Source organism: Halobacillus sp. H74 (assembly GCF_052246715.1).
Taxonomy (GTDB): domain Bacteria; phylum Bacillota; class Bacilli; order Bacillales; family Halobacillaceae; genus Halobacillus; species Halobacillus litoralis_A.
Window position 1 is genome coordinate 130971 of sequence record NZ_JBQQCI010000003.1, and the last position, 22802, is coordinate 153772.

General features: G+C 41.4%; 17 protein-coding genes and 1 pseudogene. 12 read left to right on the forward strand and 6 right to left on the reverse strand.

The features are described from left to right. The first annotated feature begins 247 nt into the window (after window positions 1-247). Both ACTWPX_RS07160 and ACTWPX_RS07165 read left to right on the forward strand, forming a co-directional pair. Complete coding sequence (locus tag ACTWPX_RS07160) at window positions 248-571, forward strand: nucleotidyltransferase family protein (RefSeq protein WP_443119120.1); 324 nt, start codon at window positions 248-250, stop codon at window positions 569-571. After that, entirely contained in the window at window positions 547-945 is a 399-nt protein-coding gene (locus tag ACTWPX_RS07165; RefSeq protein ID WP_128524609.1) for an HI0074 family nucleotidyltransferase substrate-binding subunit, read from the forward strand. Before ACTWPX_RS07160 ends, ACTWPX_RS07165 begins: the two co-directional genes overlap by 25 nt. Window positions 946-1648: 703 nt before the next feature. On the opposite strand, the gene ppdK is transcribed toward ACTWPX_RS07165, so the two are convergent. The 3 genes and pseudogenes from ppdK to ACTWPX_RS07180 all read right to left on the reverse strand — a co-directional run. Next, a complete protein-coding gene (gene ppdK, locus ACTWPX_RS07170) occupies window positions 1649-4324 on the reverse strand; it encodes a pyruvate, phosphate dikinase (RefSeq protein ID WP_443119121.1) in 2676 nt (891 codons plus the stop codon). Next, window positions 4324-5142 (reverse strand): pyruvate, water dikinase regulatory protein, encoded by an 819-nt coding sequence (locus tag ACTWPX_RS07175; protein WP_443119122.1) that lies wholly within the window; start codon window positions 5140-5142, stop codon window positions 4324-4326. Before ACTWPX_RS07175 ends, ppdK begins: the two co-directional genes overlap by 1 nt. A gap of 405 nt (window positions 5143-5547) precedes the next feature. Further along, window positions 5548-6809: pseudogene (locus ACTWPX_RS07180) on the reverse strand (sodium:solute symporter family protein); the annotation flags it as partial. A gap of 150 nt (window positions 6810-6959) precedes the next feature. Here ACTWPX_RS07180 and ACTWPX_RS07185 point away from each other — a divergent pair. The 3 genes from ACTWPX_RS07185 (at window position 6960) to ACTWPX_RS07195 (ending at window position 8761) form a co-directional block, all read left to right on the forward strand. Further along, window positions 6960-7550, forward strand: a complete 591-nt coding sequence (locus ACTWPX_RS07185; protein WP_443119123.1) for an LPXTG cell wall anchor domain-containing protein — start codon at window positions 6960-6962, stop codon at window positions 7548-7550. Window positions 7551-7566: 16 nt separating this feature from the next. Further along, window positions 7567-8184, forward strand: a complete 618-nt coding sequence (locus tag ACTWPX_RS07190; RefSeq protein ID WP_443119124.1) for a class D sortase — start codon at window positions 7567-7569, stop codon at window positions 8182-8184. A 400-nt stretch (window positions 8185-8584) separates the two neighbouring features. Beyond that, the gene (locus ACTWPX_RS07195) at window positions 8585-8761 is read left to right on the forward strand and encodes a hypothetical protein (RefSeq protein ID WP_443119125.1); all 177 of its coding nucleotides are present in this window, start codon (window positions 8585-8587) and stop codon (window positions 8759-8761) included. A 400-nt stretch (window positions 8762-9161) separates the two neighbouring features. Here the strand turns inward: ACTWPX_RS07195 and ACTWPX_RS07200 are convergent, their stop codons facing one another. Continuing rightward, window positions 9162-10823 carry a sodium:solute symporter family protein gene (locus ACTWPX_RS07200; protein ID WP_443119126.1) on the reverse strand — a complete coding sequence of 554 codons (1662 nt, stop codon included), beginning with the start codon at window positions 10821-10823 and terminating at the stop codon, window positions 9162-9164. A 574-nt stretch (window positions 10824-11397) separates the two neighbouring features. Between ACTWPX_RS07200 and betB the strand changes: the two genes are divergently transcribed. From betB to ACTWPX_RS07220, 4 genes are all read left to right on the forward strand, one after another. Beyond that, on the forward strand, window positions 11398-12864 hold the full coding sequence (gene betB / locus ACTWPX_RS07205) for a betaine-aldehyde dehydrogenase (RefSeq protein ID WP_443119127.1): 1467 nt from the start codon (window positions 11398-11400) through the stop codon (window positions 12862-12864). Window positions 12865-12908: 44 nt separating this feature from the next. After that, window positions 12909-14594: a choline dehydrogenase gene (gene betA, locus ACTWPX_RS07210; protein WP_443119128.1), complete on the forward strand. Its 1686-nt coding sequence runs from the start codon at window positions 12909-12911 to the stop codon at window positions 14592-14594. Window positions 14595-14743: 149 nt separating this feature from the next. Continuing rightward, window positions 14744-15304 (forward strand): choline uptake/conversion transcriptional regulator CudC, encoded by a 561-nt coding sequence (cudC, locus tag ACTWPX_RS07215; protein WP_443119129.1) that lies wholly within the window; start codon window positions 14744-14746, stop codon window positions 15302-15304. 476 nt (window positions 15305-15780) lie between these two features. Next, a complete protein-coding gene (locus ACTWPX_RS07220; RefSeq protein ID WP_443119130.1) occupies window positions 15781-16632 on the forward strand; it encodes a DegV family protein in 852 nt (283 codons plus the stop codon). 230 nt (window positions 16633-16862) lie between these two features. Here ACTWPX_RS07220 and ACTWPX_RS07225 read toward each other — a convergent pair whose 3' ends face one another. Both ACTWPX_RS07225 and ACTWPX_RS07230 read right to left on the reverse strand, forming a co-directional pair. Next, the gene (locus ACTWPX_RS07225; RefSeq protein WP_443119131.1) at window positions 16863-17204 is read right to left on the reverse strand and encodes a general stress protein; all 342 of its coding nucleotides are present in this window, start codon (window positions 17202-17204) and stop codon (window positions 16863-16865) included. Window positions 17205-17403: 199 nt separating this feature from the next. Further along, window positions 17404-19203, reverse strand: coding sequence for an asparagine synthase-related protein (locus ACTWPX_RS07230; RefSeq protein WP_443119132.1), 1800 nt, complete (start codon window positions 19201-19203; stop codon window positions 17404-17406). 352 nt (window positions 19204-19555) lie between these two features. Here ACTWPX_RS07230 and ACTWPX_RS07235 point away from each other — a divergent pair, with 352 nt between their 5' ends. The 3 genes from ACTWPX_RS07235 to ACTWPX_RS07245 all read left to right on the forward strand — a co-directional run bounded on the left by ACTWPX_RS07235 (window position 19556) and on the right by ACTWPX_RS07245 (window position 22747). After that, window positions 19556-20716, forward strand: a complete 1161-nt coding sequence (locus ACTWPX_RS07235) for a cytidylyltransferase domain-containing protein (protein WP_443119133.1) — start codon at window positions 19556-19558, stop codon at window positions 20714-20716. Between the two features lie 62 nt (window positions 20717-20778). After that, window positions 20779-21609, forward strand: a complete 831-nt coding sequence (locus ACTWPX_RS07240) for an N-acetylneuraminate synthase family protein (protein WP_443119134.1) — start codon at window positions 20779-20781, stop codon at window positions 21607-21609. A gap of 13 nt (window positions 21610-21622) precedes the next feature. Further along, window positions 21623-22747 carry a polysaccharide pyruvyl transferase family protein gene (locus ACTWPX_RS07245; RefSeq protein WP_443119135.1) on the forward strand — a complete coding sequence of 375 codons (1125 nt, stop codon included), beginning with the start codon at window positions 21623-21625 and terminating at the stop codon, window positions 22745-22747. Window positions 22748-22802: the final 55 nt, after the last annotated feature.

Below are 22802 nucleotides of genomic sequence, written 5' to 3' on the forward strand. Positions count from 1 at the left end.
GATCTGAACGAATAGTTGAAATATAAGGATGAAATTCATAATTCAAAGCACTTGTGAATTTAACTAACAAAGATTTTTTTGCCATAACTTTAAAGCGCAGTTAATGGAAGATATATTTAGGTTTTGGTGTAGTTAAAATTGGCCCCGTTACCGATCGAATTTCTGAATGGTGGAAGTGGGTAAGGAAAATCCAGCAGAGAGAAGATGTCCATATGCTATAATGGGACAAAAAAGAGGAAGGGATATTATGGGAGTTCCTGCATATTTACGGGAGCAAATTCTAGAACAACTCAAGTCGATTTTGAATGAACAACTCGGCAAGGAAAAAGCGCGTGTTTACTTATTTGGTTCCTGGGCCCGACAGGAAGAAAAGCATAGTTCGGATATCGACATCGCTATCGAATCCCACTCCCCGATCTCTCCTTTTAAATGGAACAAACTGATCGAGCAAATTGAAGAGTCTACCATCCCTTACAAGGTAGATGTAGTGGATTTACATGATGCCAAAGAAGCTCTAGTCCAACAAGTGAAAGAGGAGGGGATTTTATGGAAAGATTACGCCAAAGATTAGAAGCAGCAGAAAAAGCGTTGGCTTCCTTTGAAAAGCTAGCTAACCTTGAAAATCCGAACGATGTGGAACGAGATGCAGCGATTCAACGATTTGAATTTTCTTTCGAGGCTAGTTGGAAAGCGGCGAAGCAATATTTATATGACATAGAAGGGGTAGATGTCGGTTCTCCGAAGAGCGTCATTCGCAGTTGCAGGGAGGTCCATTTGTTGGAGGATGAGGAGGCCGTTCTAGCTTTGGAAATGGTAAATGATCGTAATTTGACCGTCCATACCTATAATGAAGAAGTGGCCATTAAAATCCACAAAAATTTGGCCAAGTATAATAACCTTCTCCATCAATGGGTTGAACGGATGAATGGGAAAGTGATGGAATAGCCATTAAAAGATAAAGACCCAGACGTTAGCAACTACGTCCGGGGCTTTGTTTATATAGAAGTTTGGCTTTATGATTTATAGTTCGCAGAGAAGGTGTTTTTGGATTTGTGAACTATATATAATCAAGTCCTCTAATACAGGGCTGCATGAATGGTATGCCTTTTAGTTAATATAAAATATCAAAAAAAAGCATAAGAGCGGATGCCTCGGAAGATTATGAGATCGACGAAGTGTGTTGGTCATAAAATAAAACTCTTGTTTGTATTCTAAATAATAAAATTATAGCTTATACAGGAAAACAGACACCACCAAGAGTATTGAATTACGTCTGTTATTCCACTATAGAGGACTGGGTTATGACTGGATACTGTTCACAAAGTATTAAAACTTATTGTGTTTAATCATTTTACTTGCTAACGAGAACCTTGTTATAACAAGGTTCTACAGGATTTGTTATAGTCTTTTCAACTAAGCGAGTGAATGGGCGGCATGATGTGATAACGCCCTAACCCCTGATACAATAGGATTTTACTACTTTACAAGCTGGTAATAAAGGGAATTTCAATAAAACCCAAAATGCAAAAAAGCCTCCTTAAGATAACCAATCTTAGGGAGACTTTTTTTTGTTTAGCATAATTCTATATACTTAGATCATCCAAATGCCGAATGAACTTCATTAAGAAAAGGTTTTCTATATCCTCGTTTAATTGTACTGAGGTTCTTTTATAGAAGTAATTTGCTCATGACGAATGGTGGCCTGAGCTGCTGCAAGCCTTGCGGAAGGGACACGGAAAGGGGAGCAGCTTACATAATCCATCCCTAGATCAAAGCAGAACTGAATCGATTCTTTTTCACCGCCATGCTCTCCGCAAATCCCTGTTTTAAGCGCGGGCTTAGTTTCTCTTCCCAGTTTCACCCCACTTTCCACAAGTTTCCCTACACCTTCCTGGTCTAACGAAACAAAAGGATTTCTTTTTAGTACCTCATTATCTACATAATTTTGAAGGAACTTGCCCTCGGCATCGTCTCGGCTAAATCCAAACGTTGTCTGAGTTAAGTCGTTGGTTCCAAAAGAGAAGAAGTCTGCCTCTTCGGCAATTTGATCGGCTGTTAGCGCTGCGCGCGGTGTTTCAATCATGGTTCCAATCAGGTAGTCGAATGCCTTTCCTGTTTCTCCCTGGATTTGCTCAGCAATCGTAGTTACCAGTTGGCGCATTTTCTTAAGTTCATTCACATGGCTGACCAAAGGAATCATGATTTCGGGTTTCACGTTTATTCCTTTGTCTATCACGTTGGCCATCGCGTTAAAAATGGCCTTGACTTGCATTTCGTAAATTTCAGGGTGCATCATACCTAAACGGCAGCCCCGATGTCCTAACATCGGATTCGATTCTTCTAATAGCCGTACTTTCCGTAACAGGTTTTGCTTTTCGTGCAGCTTGGATGAATGAGGATCGGTCAGTTGCAGGTTTGTCACCTCAACGAGCAATTCTTCTTTGTCCGGCAAAAACTCATGAAGAGGCGGATCTAATAAGCGAACGGTAATCGGGTGTCCTTGCATCGTTTCAAATATTTGCTTAAAATCCTCTTGCTGCATAGGCAGGAGTTTGTCTAGAGCTTCCTTACGTTCCTCGGTCGTTTCAGAAAGAATCATACTTTGGACCGTAGGGATACGTGAAGCATCCATAAACATATGCTCTGTACGGCAAAGACCGATGCCTCCTGCTCCAAATTCCAGGGCTTTCTCAGCATCGACCGGATTGTCAGCATTAGCCCGAACGCCCATTTTTGCTTCTTCATCCGACCAGCGAAGCAGGATCTGGAATTCCTCGGAAAGCTCTGGTTCAATCATTGGAATTTCACCCAGGAAGATTTCCCCTGTTGAACCATCAATCGTAATGGTATCCCCGTGATTCACAGTCGTAGACCCTGCGATAAATTTTTTGGACTCTAAATGAATCTTTATGGAGTCGCATCCGCATATACATGCTTTCCCCATCCCTCTAGCTACAACGGCGGCATGACTGGTCATTCCGCCGCGGCTCGTAACGGTAGCCTGGGCAGCCACAATGCCTTGTATATCATCAGGTGTAGTCTCAGGGCGGACAAGGATAACCTTCTTTCCACCCTTGGATAGTTCTTCAGCTTCATCCGCATCAAAGACAACTTGGCCGGTGGCAGCTCCCGGGGAAGCAGGCAAACCAGCAGCTAGTTGTTCCCTTTTATGCTCAGGATCGATCCGGTGGTGAAGCAGCTGATCAAGTTGGTCTGGATCCACACGTAGAAGGGCTTTCCGTTGGTCCATAATCTTTTCATTCACCATTTCAACCGCTATTCGAATGGCGGCCTGGGCGGTTCGTTTACCTGTCCGAGTCTGGAGGATAAACAGTTTCCCGCGTTCAACTGTAAATTCGATATCCTGCATATCCTTATAATGATTTTCTAAAAGGTCGCAAGTCTCAACTAATTGCTGATAGAGATCTGGCATTTCGTTCTTGAGGCTGGCAATCGGCTGAGGTGTACGGGTCCCTGCCACTACATCTTCTCCTTGAGCATTAATTAAATATTCTCCATAAAGCTTAGACTCACCGGTGGATGGGTTACGGGTAAAAGCCACTCCTGTACCCGAATCATCTCCCATATTTCCAAACACCATGCTTTGTATATTGACGGCCGTACCAAGGTGGCCAGGGATATCATGAAGGCGGCGATATAAAACCGCCCGCTGATTATTCCATGAATCAAACACGGCGTTGATCGTAAGGAAAAGTTGTTCTTTTGGATCCTCAGGAAAGGTTCGTTTTACATGTTTAAGTACAATTGATTTATATTCTGTAATCACCTGTTTCCAATCTTCAGCGGTTAGCTCGGTATCGGAATGGTAGCCTTTTTCTTCGCGGATATCTTCTAATCGTTGTTCAAAAAAGTAGTTCTCTACATTCAGGACCACATTACTGAACATTTGAATAAACCTGCGATAGGAGTCATAAGCAAATCGAGGATTGTTCGTAAGCTCTGCCATTCCTTCTACTGTGTCGTCATTCATGCCCAAGTTCAAAACAGTATCCATCATTCCTGGCATGGAATGGACGGCACCTGAGCGAACAGAAACGAGAAGCGGATTGGCAGGATCGCCTAATCGTTTATCTGTTTTAGCTTCAAGGGTGTGAAGGGCTTCTACTACTTCGGATTCGACTTCTTTCGAGATGACCTGGCCTGCATCGTAATAGGCATTACAGGCTGCTGTGGTAATGGTAAAGCCGTATGGAACAGGCAATCCAATTCGAGTCATTTCAGCTAAATTAGCGCCTTTTCCACCCAGAAGTTCCTTCTTGCCGTTTTGAGATTGATCAAATAGGAATACAAATTGGTTATTCATTATGCAAAGCTCCCCCTTTTATTAAACATGGCTAAAATGACGTCAGCTGTCTCTTCTATAGCTTTATTAGACACATCAATGATCGGACAGCCGATTTTTTTCATTATGTTTTGCGCACAATCCAGTTCTTCAAAGATCCGCTCTAATGAGGCATAATTTGCTGAGTTTGTTAAACCCAGACTTTTTAATCGTTCTCTGCGGATGTCATTTAATTTTTCAGGTGAGATGATAAGTCCAATGCACTTTTTTCTTGGAATCGTAAAAAGTTCTTGTGGAGGTGGGAGCTCTGGGATGAGAGGTACATTAGCTACCTTAAATTGTTTATTGGCTAGATACATAGAAAGTGGGGTTTTGGATGTTCGAGACACTCCAATAAGGACGATGTCTGCTTGTTTTAGGCCACGTACTTCCTGCCCGTCATCATATTTCACAGCAAACTCAATGGCTTCCACTCTTTTAAAATAGTTCTCATCTAACTTTCTCATTTGCCCGGGCTGTCGATTCGGCTGCATATCGAATGTTTGAGTGAACGCATCTAACAGAGGATACATTAAATCGACAGCCAAAATTCCTTCATCTAAAGCTCTGCGGTCAAGGTATTGCTTTAAGTCCTGAAGGGCAATGGTGTAAGCGATGATGGAAGGACTATACTTCGCATTCGAAATGACATTATTAATATCCTGATTGTCTTCGACATAAGAAAAGTGCTTAATTTCGACTTCTTTTCCAAAAAATTGGCTTGCTACAGCCTTTACCATTAGTTCAGCTGTTTCCCCGATCGAATCTGATACGACAAAGACCGTTTCTTTTTTAGTCACTATCAATCTCCTTATTCTTAAAGTAATAGAATCAGCCGAATAGAACGGCATATGGAAGTAAAGATCCAATACTTACCCCCTTGTTTTCCTCCCTTTATTGAAATGCCTTATTAAGTAAATGTGTCATACTATTTAATTTAATTAAGGATAATATAACACACTATTTAGGTGAGTAGTATAGTACCATGATTTGAGATTTGTTACAACAGAAAGATAAATTATGTTGGACTAATCAGAAAGATTGAACGAGCAATGATAATTAAGAATAGTCGTAGAGCAATAGTAAGGTTTGAGAACGATTTGACTGGATATTGACTGGATTTTAAAAAATATTGAAAAGAAAATTGCTCTTTTCTTAGATGAATGAGGATAAGTCTAAAAGTGCTCCACCTGTAAAAACTTGATGATGGTGAGCAGTCCGCATACCATCGCGAGCGTACGTAATGGGAAGAGTACGACTCCGTCTTCGATCATCGGATACGCAAGAAATGCCGGTAATCCGAGAGCGTGTTCGCCTCCTCCGAAATGAAGAAGAAGGAAACGGAAAGTCCTGCAACGTATGTGTTTGCTTTTTTATCAAACAATGCTGTCGTCAGCTGAGGGAATAACATACAGTAGACGAGGTCGGCACATAGATACCAGAGCGTGTACACGCTGTCTATGTTCAGTGCGACGATGGTTGCTGCGAGTCCAATAATGATAATAGAAACACGAATCGTACGCTTAATGTCCTTTCCAGTCGCTTTCGGTTTCACAAGCGGACGGTAAATATTCCATGCTGCCATGGAAAAAAGAGTCCATCGATGACATGACTGCTGCTGCTACGGCACCGAGCGCAACGATAGAAAAGACATAAGGTGACATATAGTTGATGACGTAAGCGAGAATCTCGGAAGCGGCACCAGGGCCTTCGATTCCGTAGCTCGCCCAGTCAGCAGAGAAACCTGCGACACCGATCATAACGGCCGGTACGGCAAGAACAATAAATAGGATACCGGCTGCAATCGAGAGCCACATCGCTGTATTTTCATTTTTCGAGGAAAGAACCCTTTGGAAATAAACCTGCCAAGGAATACCCCCGAAGATGAGCAGCAATGCATAGTCCCACCAGTTCCAGTAATAATTTCCACAGTCCGGATGATTCCAGCCATCGAGCGGCGGGAAGAGATTCGTAAATCCGCCCATGCCTTCTTTGTAAGCTCCCCATGCTTGACCGAGTCCACCGACTTCAGAGAGTGCAAACGGAACGACGAGGAATAGGCCGATGATAATCATGATGATTTGAGCTACGTCGGTGAGAGCAACTGACCACCTACCACCGACAAATGTGTAGGCGATGGCAATAATGGCGGAAATGATGATGGATGTGGTGAAGTCCAGTCCGAGAATCAGGCCGAACGTTGTTCCGAGCGCAACGAGAATCGCAGCACTCCAGAATAGTTCTCCTAAGAGTGGAGGCAGGTAAAGAACCCCTGCAACTTTTTTCCGAAACGTACTTCCAGTGGGTCGAGCATCGTCGTGAACTCGTACCTTCTCATTTTACGGGCGTAGAAAATACCACCAATAATAAGGCATAGCCCGTATCCCTAAGGTGCCTGAGCACAGACAATACCTGATGCGAACGTCGTCTCGGCTGTCCCTGCAATATATCCGCCACCCACCCATGTCCAATAAGCCCTTGCCATTCAAGGGCTTATTTGTTTATTGCAAACTTGTATCAATTACATTAAAAAATTTCGGAAAATTTACAAAAACATGTTTAATTATTAATAATATCCGAAACACAATTAATGTAACTACTTTAAGGAGGTATTAATTTGTTGAAAAGATTTTCTGTAGTAGTAGTAATGTTTTTGGTAACGCTTACAGGAATGCATAATCCTGTCTCCGCCGATAATCACGGGGAGCCACCTGTCAAAGAGTTGGAGCAGAAGTTCAATGAGTTGATTTATTTAGAGACTACAGAGGATGGCGAAGTGAAGAAATATGATTCCATGGACAGGTTAGAAGAAGAAATGAAGAGTATCATGGTTTGGCCGCTGGCGGACCATTACTTGGATACCTATTTCGATGAACGAGACGGAAAGTTGTACCTGAAAGAAATTGAAGGCCCTGTTCAGTTGAAGACGGACCAAGATTATACATTGGAAAAGGTTAGCGCTGATAAGTATAAACTGACCCAGCATGGTGAAAATCAATTACGAGGCGAATATAAATTGACAGTTACTTACAGTTATGAAGCTGGTAAATGGGTTTTCGGTGACCGTATGAACCATGTATCTTCTTCCGAAACCGGTGGAGAGTTACCTGATACGGCTACTTCTTTCCCAATCATAATGGTTTCTGGTGGTGCTATTATGGCACTCGGTGCCATTCTCCTTTTCTTCCGAAGGAAACCAACTGTTTAAATAAGGGTGGATGGACATGAAGAAACTCGGTATTTTGTTATTGCTCACAGGAATAATGATGATAGCTTTGGGCTGCTATTCCTGGTGGGAACAAACCCAGGCAGTCACCAGCAATGCGGAGGAACTTTACCAGCAGTACGAGAATTGGGATGATACCGCATATCAGCAACAGCTAAAATCCATCAGTGACAAGCAAAAGTCCCGTACCAAGCTTTATCAGCAAGGAGAAAGTGTCGGAAAGTTGGAGATTCCTCGTATAGGCACCCAATATGATGTTTACTGGGGCACAGATACTGATACGCTTAAACAAGGAGTAGGAATGTATGACAGTCAATGGACGGTCACACCGGACAATCCTGGCCATGTGGTTCTCTCCGGCCATCGTGAGACGGTGTTCACACAACTCGATGAAGTGAAAAAAGGGGACCATCTGTATGTAAATTACGAAGAAAAGACGTACGACTATCAGATTCGTAAAACGTGGATAACGGACGAAGAAGATCGTTCTGTTATTGTAGAGAAAAGCAAGCCGACACTTACCTTGACTACTTGTTATCCCTTCGATTTTGTCGGTTCTGCACCTGATCGTTATATTGTCCAGGCAGAATTAGTCTCAGTGGCCAAAAATGGATAAGCACCAACAATGCGCTGCAAAAGCAGCGCATTTCTTGATTCATACGACTGACATACTAGAGTATATTACCCTCATAGAAATAGATTTAAATAATTATGAATATTTTTAATTAATTTTATTTTTATCAAGATTTATATAAAGGTAGTAACCTATAAATTTCCTCTTTACTGGATCTTGACTGGGAGTTAGTGGTGAAGGTTGGTATCTTATTTAATCTCATTCTTACATGTTTAGTTTGAATCACCGACAATATAGATGCTTTCAACTCTTATATGTAAGTATTTCATGTATTCAGGAAATGGGCAGCATGATGTAATAACGCCTAACACCCTTTCATGAAAAGGACTTTGAAACCTGGAAAGCCTGAAATGACCAATTACCAGTCATGGGGGATAATCCCATGGCAAATACACCAACTATAAGTATTTCTGCTTCCTTCAGATTCCAGGTCGTCCGCCCTGGACACCCTTCCCATTGCCAAACGGCTACAACGACTTTCGCCGTTCGGGACTTGAATCCTAGAGTTTTTACCCATGCCGAGCACACTACTAAATATAATTATCCATCTGATTGTTGATTTTAAAAATAAATTCAGGATAAGAAGTAGCATCCCCCAACAGGCGGACTCTCTGAGTATGGGCTGGTTTTGATTTATCATTAAGTAGTGCCCGAAGAAAATCAGTTTTAGCAAAGTATGGTTGATCATTATGCTCCACCCATTCATTTAATTTAGATGTGGCTTCATGTTTTCTTTGAAGTCGGTATAAACATAAAATCATCCAACGAAAATAAACGGCTTGATTTAATTTATCGCTTGATTTCCAATCGTACCTTTAAGGATAACGCATATGCTTCTTTCTTTTCTCTAAGTGAAGAAGAGGTTAGATAGACGGTGTTCTAAAAGTGCTCCCCAGAAACTTCTCAACTCAAACAAAAAACGAGCAGCTCTTCCTTATAAAGAGCTGCTCGTTTTAAATTCAGTCTTCTCTCATTTCTGTTTTCAGCTTACTGAGAGGCTGCGGTGGGCAAGCCTTCTGGGTGAGTCGGGAAACAACGATGATGGTGAGCAGTCCGCATACCATCGCGAGTGTACGGAATGGGAAGAGTACGACGCCATCTTCGATCATCGGATACGGAAGAAATGCCGGTAATCCGAGAGCTGGTTCGCCTCCTCCTAAACGAAGGAAGAAGGAAACGGAAAGTCCTGCAATCGATCCGTATGTGTTGGCTTTTTTATCAAACAATGCTGTTGTAAGCTGAGGGAACAGCATACAGAAGACCAGGTCGGCACATAGATACCAGAGCGTGTACACGCTGTCGATGTTCAGTGCGACAATGGTGGCTGCTAGTCCAATGAGAATGATAGAAACACGAATCATACGTTTGATGTCTTTTCCTGTCGCTTTCGGTTTCACAAGCGGACGGTAAATGTTCCATGATGCCATGGAAGATGCGGAAAGGATGGAAGAATCCATCGATGACATGACCGCTGCGGCTATGGCACCAAGCGCGACAATTGCAACGCCATATGGTGACATGTAGTTGATGACGTAAGCGAGAATCTCGGAAGCGGCACCAGGGCCTTCGATTCCGTAGCTCGCCCAGTCTGCAGAGAAACCGGCGACACCGATCATAACGGCTGGTACAGCAAGGACAATACAGAGGATTCCGGCTGCAATCGAGAGCCACATTGCTGTTTTTTCATTTTTTGCTGAAAGGACCCTCTGGAAATAAACCTGCCAAGGAATACCTCCGAAGATGAGCAGCAAGGCATAGTCCCACCAGTTCCAATAATAATTTCCCCAGTCAGGATGATTCCAGCCATCGAGCGGCGGGATGAGATTCGCCATTCCGCCCATACCTTCCTTATAAGCGCCCCATGCCTCACCGAGTCCACTTACTTCAGAGAGAGCAAATGGAACGACGAGGAATAGTCCGATGAGAATCATGATGATTTGAGCTACGTCGGTGAGAGCAACAGACCACATTCCCCCGACAAATGTGTAGGCGATAGCGATAATAGCGGAAATGATGATGGATGTGTTGAAGTCCAGTCCGAGAATCAAACCGAACGTGGTTCCCAGTGCCACGAGAATCGCAGCACTCCAGAATAGTTCCCCTAAGAGTGCAGGAAGGTAAAGAACGCCTGCCACTTTTTTTCCGAAACGGACCTCCAGTGGGTCGAGCATCGTCGTGAACTCGTACCTCCTCATTTTACGGGCGTAGAAAATACCGCCGATGATCAAGCTGAGTCCGTATCCCCAAGGTGCCTGAGCCCAGACAATACCTGAGGCGAACGTCGTCTCGGCTGTCCCGGCAATATAACCTCCGCCGACCCATGTTGCGGTCATCGTGAACATCGCGACCCACAGCGGCATGGACCTGCCGGCGACCATCATATCTTTCGCGCTGCCGGATTTCTTATTAGCGGAAACGGAGCCGATGTAGAAGATGATCGCATAGGAGATGAACATGAAGATCAATGCTCCCCAATTGACATCGTTACCTGTAAGTGCGACGTACAGGGAAACGATGGCGAGTAACCCTAAAAATCCTAATAATCCTGCTTTTTCACCGTTCGTATTCTTTTTTTTTTCAGCCTGCTTCTTTTCTTGTTCTTCAGATGACTGCGGTTGCACGCTATCACTCCTTCTTATTTATAGGTTTAGTTATGGATCTGCTTGAAAGACAAACAGATAAAGTAAAGCCTGTAACAGAACCGGTTCATGTTAAATAGTTTAAAACGTTTAATAATTATTAAACAACAATATCTAATACCTTAACGTAGAATGAAAGTTTGTCAACTCGCTTCACAGGGGAAAATATGGCTCAGACACATAGCGCCAAGGCGTGAGCCGATGTGTAAAAAGTACGTGAGGGATGGTTCTGATTGCATTTTTTTAATTTGGGAAAGTTGTGACAGTAGGGAGGAACAGTCCTATTTATGGTTTAGATTCGAGTTTTAAGGTTATAGAATCTATGTACATGATGCTTCGTCAGGTTCAGACATCCTCTATTAAAAAAACAGGGGAACCCCAGACAATTTTCCCTCTATGGAACTTGTTTTCCCCACTATAGGCAACACCCCCTTATCTGATAAAAGAACGAAGTACAGCTGTTTACAACTAAAAATCCTTTTGCTAACATAAAATTATTCAAATTGTTTAAAAAAAATTAAATAAAATAAATATAACGAATGAGGAGGTACGATTTATGAAACAAATGTACATCAATGCCCAATGGGTAGATGCCCAATCAGGTCACACAAAAGACATCATCAATCCGTACAACCAGAAAGTCGTTGAGACCGTAGCTGATGGAAATGCTGATGATGCGAAGCTCGCCATCGCTGCAGCAAGAGAAGCATTTGACCATGGAGAGTGGAAAGAGACTCCTGGAGCGGAGCGCGGACAAAAAGTTCTCCGCATTGCCGAGTTGATTGAACGGGATAAGGAAGAACTGGCTAAACTCGAAACGCTCGATACCGGGAAGACGTTTGAGGAGAGCCGTGCGGATATGGACGATATCGCAGGCGTGTTCCGTTACTTTGCAGGTCTAGCGGACAAAGAAGGCGGCGAAGTGATCGAATCGCCGATCCCGGACAGTCAGAGTAAAGTCGTCCGCGAACCGGTCGGAGTGTGCGGTCAGATTACCCCTTGGAATTATCCATTGCTTCAAGCCGCATGGAAAATCGCGCCAGCTTTGGCCGCAGGAAACACGATTGTGATCAAGCCCAGCGAAATCACTCCACTTACTACAGTAAAAGTGACGGAGCTGATGGAAGAAGCAGGCTTCCCTAAAGGAGTGGTCAATCTCGTACTCGGCGACGGTGCAACCGTAGGGAACGAGCTGGCAGAAAGTAACGATGTCGACTTGCTTTCCTTCACTGGCGGTATTGAAACAGGTAAGAAAATCATGCAGACCGCAAGTAGCAATGTGAAAAATATCGCGCTTGAGCTTGGCGGGAAGAACCCGAACGTAGTATTCGCGGATGCGGATTTTGAAACGGCTGTCGATCAGACATTGAACGCCGTCTTTTTCCATGCCGGGCAGGTTTGTTCTGCAGGAGCGAGACTGATTCTTGAAGATTCCATCCACGACCGTTTTGTGGAAGAACTCAAGGAGCGCGCGAAACGCATCAAATTAGGGGATGGTTTCAAGGAAGAGACCCAGTCTGGACCGCTTATCACTGCTGAGCATCGCGACAAAGTCGAAAGTTATGTAGAGATTGGGAAGCAGGAAGGCGCGAACCTGCTTGTCGGAGGCGCACGCCCAGACGATCCAGAGTTGCAAGACGGATTTTTCTACCTGCCGACGATTTTCACAGAGTGCACTTCTGATATGAGAATTGTCCAGGAAGAAGTGTTCGGTCCAGTTCTGACCGTGGAGCGTTTCCAAACTGAAGAAGAAGCTGTGAACTTGGCGAATGATTCGATTTACGGACTTGCTGGTGCAGTGTTTACGACAGATATCGATAAAGCGGAACGTGCGGCAAGTAAGATGCGCATGGGTACAGTTTGGATCAATGATTTCCACCCATACTTTGCGCAGGCTCCGTGGGGCGGATACAAACAGTCCGGTATCGGTCGTGAGCTCGGTAAACCTGGTCTTGAAGAATATACAGAAACGAAACACATTTTCCGTAACGTGAAGCCTGAACCGATCCACTGGTTCAAGTAACTCGTCGGGATGAAATGTTGGCAAACATGAAGGAGGTTCTACCTATGAGTGAAGCATACGATATTGTTGTCATTGGAGCCGGTAGTGCGGGATCGATCCTCGGTGACCGGCTGAGTGAAGACGGAAAGAAAAGTGTACTGGTGCTGGAAGCGGGGCGCAAGGACTATGCGTGGGACTTGCTGATCCAGATGCCTGCAGCCTTGCCATTCCCTGCAGGTAAATCGCTGTACGACTGGAAATATGAATCCGATCCGGAGCCTTATATGAAAGGTCGCCGCATCAAACATGCCCGCGGAAAGTTACTTGGTGGTTCAAGTTCCATCAACGGCATGATTTATCAGCGGGGAAACCCGAAAGACTACGAGCGCTGGGGTGCCGACGAAGGAATGGACACGTGGGATTTCGCCCACTGCCTCCCATACTTCAAACGGCTGGAGAACGCACTCGGCACGGATAAAGATAACCCATATCGCGGTCATGACGGTCCTATCAAACTGGAAAAAGGGCCGGCGAAGAATCCGCTGTTCCAAGCCTTTTTCGATGCAGCTGTCGAAGCTGGCCAGTCCCGTACGCCTGATGTAAATGGATTTCGCCAGGAAGGGTTCGGGCCGTTCGATAAGCACATTTACAATGGCCGCCGTCTGTCCGCATCCCGTGCGTACTTGCACCCAGCGATGAAGCGTCAGAATCTGACAGTGAAAACTCGCGCCTTTGTCCAGCACATCGATATCGAGGGCGAGAAGGCTCGTGGCTTGACGTATAAACGAAATGGAAAAGAGCACTACGTGAAAGCAGGAGAAGTCATCCTTTCCGGTGGAGCGATCAATACGCCTCAGCTTCTTCAAATTTCCGGTGTCGGTGATTCGGAACATCTTCGCTCTGTAGGCGTGCAGCCGAAAGTGAACCTTCCTGGTGTAGGTGAGAATCTTCAGGACCACCTGGAAGTTTACATTCAGCACTCCTGCCCGCAGCCGGTATCCGAGCAGCCGAATCTGAACAAAGCACGGATGCCATGGATCGGATTGCAATGGTTACTAGCCCGCAAAGGACCAGCGGCAACGAGCCACTTTGAAGGTGGCGGATTCGCTCGTTCCAACGACGATGTCGACTATCCGAATCTGATGTATCACTTCCTGCCGGTTGCCGTACGCTACGACGGACAGAAAGCACCTGTCGAGCACGGATTCCAGGTTCACATCGGACCTATGTACTCCGATGCTCGTGGCTCACTGAAAATTCAATCCAATGATCCGAAAGCTCATCCGAGCATGGTGTACAACTATCTTTCAACGGAACAGGATAGACGGGAATGGGTCGAAGCCGTACGTGTGACTCGTGAAATCATGGCCCAGCCGGCGATGAAGCCATATAATGGTGGAGAAATTTCACCAGGCCTAGACGTGCAGACTGAAGAGGAGATCCTCGACTGGGTAGCCGAAGATGCAGAAACCGCCCTTCACCCAAGCTGTACTGCAAAAATGGGACCAGCATCCGATCCGATGGCCGTCGTCGATCCGAAGACGATGAAAGTCCATGGTATGGACAACCTACGCGTTGTGGATGCATCAGCTATGCCTTACGTTACCAACGGTAATATCCACGCCCCGGTTTTGATGCTGGCTGAAAAAGCAGCGGACATCATTAATGGTAAACAACCACTTGAACCTGAGCACCTGGATTACTACCAGCACGGTGTTCATCCTGCTGATGCAGGTACGCTAAAAGGTTGATTTGCAATTTCATAGGAAACGATACGAAATCAGGGGTCTTGTGAAGGCTCCTGATTTTGGTTTATGGTATAGTAGTGTGTGTGATGTGGTAATATTATATTGAATATAATAAACGTTTTAAAAATATAATACGAGAGGAGATGCCTCTTTTGGAAAAAAAGCCAGAAGAATTGATTGAACAAGCGGAGGGGGCTGTCGTTAATTCCATTGCCGAAACGATGGACTTATATGGTATCGCTCCATCAACCGGGCGATTATTTGCAAGGATGTACTTTAAGCATAAGCCGATGACGCTAGATGATATGAAGGATGATCTCGGAATGAGCAAACCGAGCATGAGTATTGCTGTCCGGAACCTGCAGGAGATCAGCATTGTCCAGAAAGTGTGGCAGAAGGGGTCGCGTAAGGATACCTTCATGGCGGAGAAGAACTTTTTTAAATATTTTTCTCATTTTTTTGGGAATAAATGGGATCGGGAGGCTAAGCTGAACCTCTCTGCGATTAATTATGCAGAAGGGATCCTTCAGCAGGTGGTTGAAGATAAGGAAGCAGAGGAAGAGATTATAGAAAGAGCGAAGGTGGATTATGCGCAACTTGAGGATTATCGGAAATATTGTAAGTGGCTCGAACGTCTGGCCGATTCCATCGAGTCTGGGGAGATTTTCGATTTTTTGCCGGTGGAAGAAGTGACTTCGGAGAAAAATAATTAGTTTCCGTGCCTGTCCCGCTCTGCTAAAATACTAACTTTCACATACGTTAACAACTAAAAAATCCACTCATATAAAAAATTGTCCATATTTTATTAGAACCCCAATGGGGCTGAATTTCGCTATTTTATTCTAATTCAATCAGAAGAGATAGTATTTAGAAGGAATCTGCTCTTTAAAGCAGGTTCTTTTTTGTGTCCAGTAATATACTTCCTGATGACATATTATAAAGGATAACTACTAAATGTTTTGAGGTCTCTACTATAAGGGAATTAAACATTTTTCACTTCCTCCCTTACGAAATCCTATGTCAGTGTAGTTCCCACATGTCCATTTGTTAAAACACTACTCCCTGAAATGTGCACTAAATGTACGGGAATAAAAGGTATCACATTGCTAATACGTTTTTCTCATGTATAGTGAAAGCATAATGCAGGAAGCGTGAACGTGGTCCTGAATATAACCAAGGGGGAATTAGAATGCGAAAGATAATCTTATCGACCGAAAGCGGCGCCGACTTACCGGGTGATCTAGCTAAAAAGTACGGTATTCAAGTAGTTCCCATGCACATTATTATGGATGGAAAGGATTATTTAGACGGTTCTTTGCCGGTCCAGGATATTTATGACTATTACGAACGTACGAAGAAAATACCTTCCACTACCTCCACAAACGCTCATGAGTATCAAGAATTTTTTGCAACTATAAGAGAGAATTATCCAGATTGCATCATTATACATATTGGTTATACATCAAAAGCGTCTTCTTCTTTTCAAAATGCTGTCATTGCTGCGGAAGAATTTGAAGATATTTTTCTCATAGATGCTCTGAATGTTACTGGAGGGTTAGCTGCGATTGTATTGTATGCTGCTGAGTTATTAGAAAAAGATCCGGGCATTGAACCGGAACGATTAGTTGAAAAAATAGAGGCAATCGTTCCTAAAGCAAGGCTGGCTTTCATCCCAGGCAGCCTGGAGTTTCTTAAAGCTGGAGGACGAGTAAGCAATATGGCTTCTCTGATTGGAGCTCTGTTGAAAATAAAGCCATGCATAGAGTTGAAGGATGGAAAGCTTATGCCTACAAAGAAGTATCGCGGGAAAATGGGTGGAGCTGCTGAAAAACTTTTGAGGGATTACTTAAATGAATTCGACATCGATAGAGAGCAGGTTTATTTTATCTACTCCATCGGACTCGATGAAAAGATCAAACAGCGGATGGATGAGCTTGCCGAAGAAAACGGATTCCGAAATATTAGATGGATTCAAGCGGGCGGTATGATTTCGACGCATTCTGGAGCCGGGGGTTTCGGGGTAGCAGGGTTAGAGCACTAGTACGGGGGCTATTGCTATGGTGTACCAGTTTATGATGAAGCAAAATCATCATTCACCAAGGGAAGATGAAGAGGTTGAAGGGACTTATTAAAGTTGGTCTTTTACGAATGATTGTCACGGGTGTTTTCATGCCTGTGGCAACAGTATGCTTATTGTACCTATACAATAAACAGGAGCGGAGAGATCCATGATTGGGATCTCCCCGCTTCTTAAATGAGAATCAAGCAGTTTTAAAATTTGATATCTTCTTCATTTGCTACGACCAATAATGTTTTACCCTTCTCTAATTCTTTGTGTAATTCCTTAGCCTTGGATTGTTCGAACCCGATTTCTTTCATCTTGGAAATCAACTTATCGTCTTTCCCACGGAAAATATTCTTTGTCGCTGTACCGAGTCCAGTTTCACTTACACCGATCTTGTTGGCATCTGTCTGTCTTTTCGCACGTCTGACGTGGTCATTGTCATGTGAAAGAATGTAAATATTATCTTCATCTACTCCATGTTCTTTAATTCTGTCGATAGATTCACCCATTCGTTCATCATCACCAAAAATTTGATAGTTCGGTTGCATTGATATCGCCTCCTTTAGAAAGAGGTTTCCCTGGGAGTAGAGCAACTTAAACAATGAAGAAAGTCCTGTTATCGGGAATAGAGTGACCTAATAAAATGAAACGTAATAAGACACCTTCAAAGTTGTAATACTACTTACATTTGGAGGTGTTTTTCTAATGGAAAGCGTATGCAGGGGGATAGGGATGGCACCGAAAGATCTAACAAGTGTATCCCATCTTCTTAAGCGATAACCCAAACCACGCCACTCTCATTTTTATTCCAATATCTTTTTCCATAACACTTTTCAATTCTTCAATATTAACCATACCAGATTCATCCATTGCCTTTCTCGCATATATAATACATTCAGTAAAGTCAAGTTTGTGATCAAGTATATTGTAAATGATTTGCCAAACTTGAGAAGCATTGACCGTGTTCTTTGAATTCGTTTCTTTATTTATTGATTCCCTTTCTTGCATTAGACCATTTTCGTTTACTTCTCTATAGGTCTTATATTTAGGCCGAAATATATCCTTAATACCAAGCCGTAAGTTATTATATTGAGGAAGGATCGGGGCACTTGTATATATTTGAAAACTACTGATCCCGTTTAGTCTGCAAGCTTCTGTTATTGCACGCTGATCTTCACCTTGACAATAACCTGATAATTTTGACACCAACAATAATTCCCGACCTGTTTTATAAGTTTTTTTATCATATAGTGCGATAAGCTTTCCAAATTCACTTGTTAACTTTTCTGTGTAGAACTTTTTTCCATTTTCATTCGCAGCTTCTGATACAAATAAACCAACAGTTTTTGGATATCCATTTCCTTTAACAGCATAGTGAGCAATGTAGTTCTCCCTTGTAAGAGGCAAATCCTTATTAATATTTTTCCATATTAGCTTGAAAAATTTAGAGTAATGATTGTGATCTAACACATTTTGAAGAAATTTATCTGTACTGAATAGACGCATGATATATTCATTTAAACCCGTGTTTTGTAAGCGTTCGGAGAAGTTCATCTTTCCAGGTTTAAAATAGGACTTTATCAACATTTTAAATACTTCTTTTATTGAAGTATCATTTGTATAACTATAATTATAGATTGCATCCGCATTTTGCCCGCTCATAAGAATCTCATATCCGTTTTCTTGTGCATAAGAAGCCATATGAATCCATAGTCTACCATCTTTATACTCGAATGGAAGTAGATCATCGAGTTTTCCTTGCCACTTATCGTAGAAATCTTTTATCTTAACTTCTACATAATTGATGTCTAAATTGTACTGTTCAGCAATTCTTTGAACTCCTGATTGATCTTTTAAGTTATCATCGAGCACTAAATCTTTAATTTCACCTGTTACATAGTGGATATTTACTTCTTTGTTCTTCGCAATACTAGCAATATGCATAGAATCAAGTCCTCCAGAGAGCATCATCAATGGCGCTTTCTCCTCACCTGAAAGGGCAAATAAAACCTCAGTGATAGCATCTTTTATGTTTTTATATTTCGGTTTTGGCATCTTCAAATAACCTTCAATTACCTCATTATTTATGAACTTATATACTTTAGTAGGCGTTAATAAATGAATCTTCTTATAAAACGTTCCACCACACCACGTGTGATCCCAATTCAAGAAATAAAAGATTTGAAACCAATCTAAATCTGGATCTGTTTGCTGTGGTAGTGAATATAAGTCGTTACTAATGAAAATATCCTCCGAAATTTCATTCATATACATCCGACAATGGCCATAAAAATCCACCGCGAAATTAATGATTTCCCCGTTTTTGGTTTCTACAAAAAAGCAATCACCAGTCAATCGAGGGATCAGGTCGGTAAACTTGATGTTTCTTAACTCACTTAATTTTTCAGGGGAAAATACTGATGAGTCTAGTAGAAGTGGTTTTCCATATAACCACAGCTGGGAGTCATTATTTGTTACATCTATGATATAACTTGGTATTACATCTGCCTCCCATTTACCAGTTGTCTTATTAATAGAGATTTTCATACGATTCCTCCTCATATAAATTTATCGCTCAAATGTATATGGGTGACCCTAATGGCTGGGAAACGTTTGAATATCGAAAAGGATGTATTGTGATCCTCCGTGACCGTCATCCCTCGAAGCGGTAAATCGCTTTTTTGTCTACGGAATCTGGAAGGGTAAGAAGGTCCATCGTTCAAACGCGTTTGCAAATCAAGTACTTTTCTAAATAATCAAATCTCACTAACGGCTGGCAAAATAGATTTAAATCCGAGAGCCATGATGTTTCTGGAAAGGAAACTTATAATACATTTTCAAGTAATATTTATAAAGTCGATGAGTATTTATAAGATGAATTGACCAGGAGGTATCAAATGTGAAAACAACTGCTATAATCCCTCTAAGAAAGGGTTCTAAAAGTATAATTAACAAAAATAGAAAAAAAGTATTGGGGAGACCGTTATTCACATGGGTTTTAGGTGAAGCAATTGCTAGTAACCTTGATGAGATATACATTTACACAGATGACGATTTGATAATAAATTATGTTAAAAATGAGTACAAATGGTCTGCTAAGGTGAAAGTATTGTTCAGAAGTGAGGAAAGTGCTACTGATGAAGCTAGCACGGAATTAGCTATGAAGGAATTTTCTGCAAAAATAAAATATGATTATGATGTTTTATGTCTTTTGCAGGCAACTTCTCCATTGACGACAAAGGAAGATATTAATAGCACACTGGAAAAAGTAGTAAATAATAATTTTGATTCGTGTTTAACCGTTGTAGAATATAAAAGATTCTTCTGGAAGGAAGAAGGAGTTAGTTTAAACTATGATTTTAGTAATAGACCTAGAAGACAAGAATTCAAGGGAACTTTAGTAGAAAATGGAGCAGTGTACGTTACGACTAAATCCCAATTTATCAATTCAGGCAATAGGCTGGGTGGTAATATAGGGGTGGTTAAAATGCCTGAAGATACACTTACAGAAGTGGATGAACCAAATGATTTAGTCGTGGTAGAAAAATTATTAGTAAATCGTTTAAAACAATCTAAAGGAGTACCTGCGACCATTAAAGCAGTAGTCTTTGACGTGGACGGAGTTTTTACAAATGGGAACATAACTTATTCCACGGATGGGGAGTTTTCTAAAGAATTTAATATGCAGGATGGAATGGGAATTGAGTTACTTAGAGAATGTAACTTACCAATAGTTGTCATGACTTCAGAAAAAAGTGACATAGTGGTTCACAGAATGAATAAATTACATATTGAACATGTTTACTCGGGTGTAAAAGATAAATACTCCTTGTTGGAATATTTATTGAAGGACCTCAATCTCAAAAGAAATGATTTAGCATATGTAGGTGATGATATTAATGATTTACCTAACATATGTTCAGTAGGGTGGGGGATCTGTCCTGCTAATGCAATGGAAGAAGTTAAGATGGAAAGTGATGTAATTCTAACAAATAGAGGAGGGTTTAAAGCCGTTCGAGAAGTAGTGAAATTCATCATGAATTACAACAAAAGATTTTAGGAGGAATACTTCTGAAAAAGTCTAAAGTGATCGCTGAAATTGGGGGGAATCATAAAGGTGATATGGCTGTTGCAAAAGAATTAATAAAAGTAGCAAAAATTTTTTGCAATGCTGATATTATAAAATTTCAAACAAGAAACATTAAAGTATGGGCGGAGAGAATGCCTGATATGTATAACGGTCCACATCCAAATCCACATAATTCATACGGTAATACTTATCAGGAACATAGAGAATTCCTAGAATTTTCTATAGATCAGCATGTGGAACTGAAAAGATATTGCGAGGAAATAGGAATTACTTATAGTACTTCTGTGTGGGATATTGACTCGGCAAAAGGGATAGCTGCATTAAACCCTGAATTCATAAAGATTCCATCTGCTTGTAATACAGATTACAGGATGTTGGCATGGTTGTGTGAAAATTATTCGGGAGAAATTCACGTCTCAACTGGTATGACCGACAAAAATGAGATTGATCGAATAATGAATTTGTTTATTGAAAAGAAAAGAAACAAAGATGTAGTTTTATATAACTGTACATCAGGCTATCCAGTTCCATTTGAGGATGTAGCTTTGTTAGAAATAAATAATCTTAAAAAAAAGTATGGAAATAAAATAAAAGCTATAGGTTTCTCCGGGCACCATAGAGGAATTGCAGTAGATATTGCAGCTTATACTCTGGGTGCTGAATATATTGAGAGACATTATACGCTTGATAGAACATGGCAAGGTACGGATCATGCAGCATCATTAGAGCCTGAGGGAATAAGAAGGCTAGTCAGAGATTTAGAAAGTGTTAGAAAAGCACTTAATTATAAAGAAAAAGAGATCTTAGATATCGAACAAATTCAAAGAAAGAAGTTGAAATATGTAGGAAAATACAAAAGGTAAAGGTTGGTACTAAGTGAAGGCACTTCACATTGCAAGTTTTAATGGGAATATTGGAGATATAATAAATCATGCTGGATTTGATGCGCAATTCAAAAAGAATGTTTGTAATAATATAGAATTCGTAAGGGAAGAGATTCGAGATTATTATAAAGTTAGAAATCATAAAAGTTTTAACACGGAAAAATTCATCAAATTAGCTAACAGATTTGATCTTATAGTTATTGGCGGGGGTAATTTTTTATCTCCATGGTTAGAAGTATCTAACAACGGTACAACATTTGATATATCAATTGATAATTTGAAAAAAATTAAAACCCCTATTTTATTCAATGCAGTCGGTTGTGAAGGAAGCTTAGGATACAGTGAAAACACAATTCATAACCTAAGGGAATTTTTGGATCATATTCTTTTATCTGAAGCAAGTAATAACTATTTTTTCACTGTAAGAAATGATGGATCGTATTCTTTTATAAAAGATGTTATTGGCAAGAAATACTCAAATAAAGTCTTTGAAATACCTGACAATGGCTTCTTTTGTCCTACAGAGAATTTCCAACTAAGTAATGACAAAGAAAAAATATTAGGTATATCAATTTCAGAAGATAGATTAAAGGCAAAGCTTTCCCTGGATGAATATCAATCTTTTATTAAAAAACTCACCACAATCATTTCCTTCTACGTTAAAGAATCCTATAATATTAAATTTATCCCTCACACCTTTAATGATTATAAATTTTTAATTGATTTGTTCGATTACCTGGAAGATAGTATCGTTAGAAATAATATTATTGTAAGTGGATTACAGACTAATAGCAAAAGTGGCAAAGAAGTAATTGCCTCTTATGTTAACTGCGATCAAGCTCTTGTGATGAGGTTTCATGCAAGTATTTCGTGTGTAAGGCTAAATATACCTTTTGTTGTCTTGACTTTAGATCAAAGACTTCTATCATTATTCAACAATCTGGATTTAGAAAACATTGTAAACATTAATAAAAATTGCGATGCTTTTGATATTATTGGCCATTTCAAAAAAAGCTCGCACAATTATGCTGATTTATTGGATCAACTTTATATATCACATTCATATGTTTTTAACAGTATAAAGAGGTGGGTAAATACCCATGTAACCTCAGGTTAAAATTAAAACGACGGAAATATGGACAGTAAGTTAGGCTTTTTCCCATAGGCCATCA

Coding starts and splice junctions, on each gene's coding strand:
- ppdK (WP_443119121.1), bottom strand. CDS start 4,324: ATGAATAACCAATTTGTATTCCTATTTGATCAATCTCAAAACGGCAAG.
- ACTWPX_RS07220 (WP_443119130.1), top strand. CDS start 15,781: ATGCGAAAGATAATCTTATCGACCGAAAGCGGCGCCGACTTACCGGGT.
- ACTWPX_RS07165 (WP_128524609.1), top strand. CDS start 547: ATGGAAAGATTACGCCAAAGATTAGAAGCAGCAGAAAAAGCGTTGGCT.
- ACTWPX_RS07195 (WP_443119125.1), top strand. CDS start 8,585: ATGGCAAATACACCAACTATAAGTATTTCTGCTTCCTTCAGATTCCAG.
- betA (WP_443119128.1), top strand. CDS start 12,909: ATGAGTGAAGCATACGATATTGTTGTCATTGGAGCCGGTAGTGCGGGA.
- ACTWPX_RS07230 (WP_443119132.1), bottom strand. CDS start 19,203: ATGAAAATCTCTATTAATAAGACAACTGGTAAATGGGAGGCAGATGTA.
- ACTWPX_RS07225 (WP_443119131.1), bottom strand. CDS start 17,204: ATGCAACCGAACTATCAAATTTTTGGTGATGATGAACGAATGGGTGAA.
- betB (WP_443119127.1), top strand. CDS start 11,398: ATGAAACAAATGTACATCAATGCCCAATGGGTAGATGCCCAATCAGGT.
- ACTWPX_RS07240 (WP_443119134.1), top strand. CDS start 20,779: ATGGCTGTTGCAAAAGAATTAATAAAAGTAGCAAAAATTTTTTGCAAT.
- ACTWPX_RS07190 (WP_443119124.1), top strand. CDS start 7,567: ATGAAGAAACTCGGTATTTTGTTATTGCTCACAGGAATAATGATGATA.
- ACTWPX_RS07160 (WP_443119120.1), top strand. CDS start 248: ATGGGAGTTCCTGCATATTTACGGGAGCAAATTCTAGAACAACTCAAG.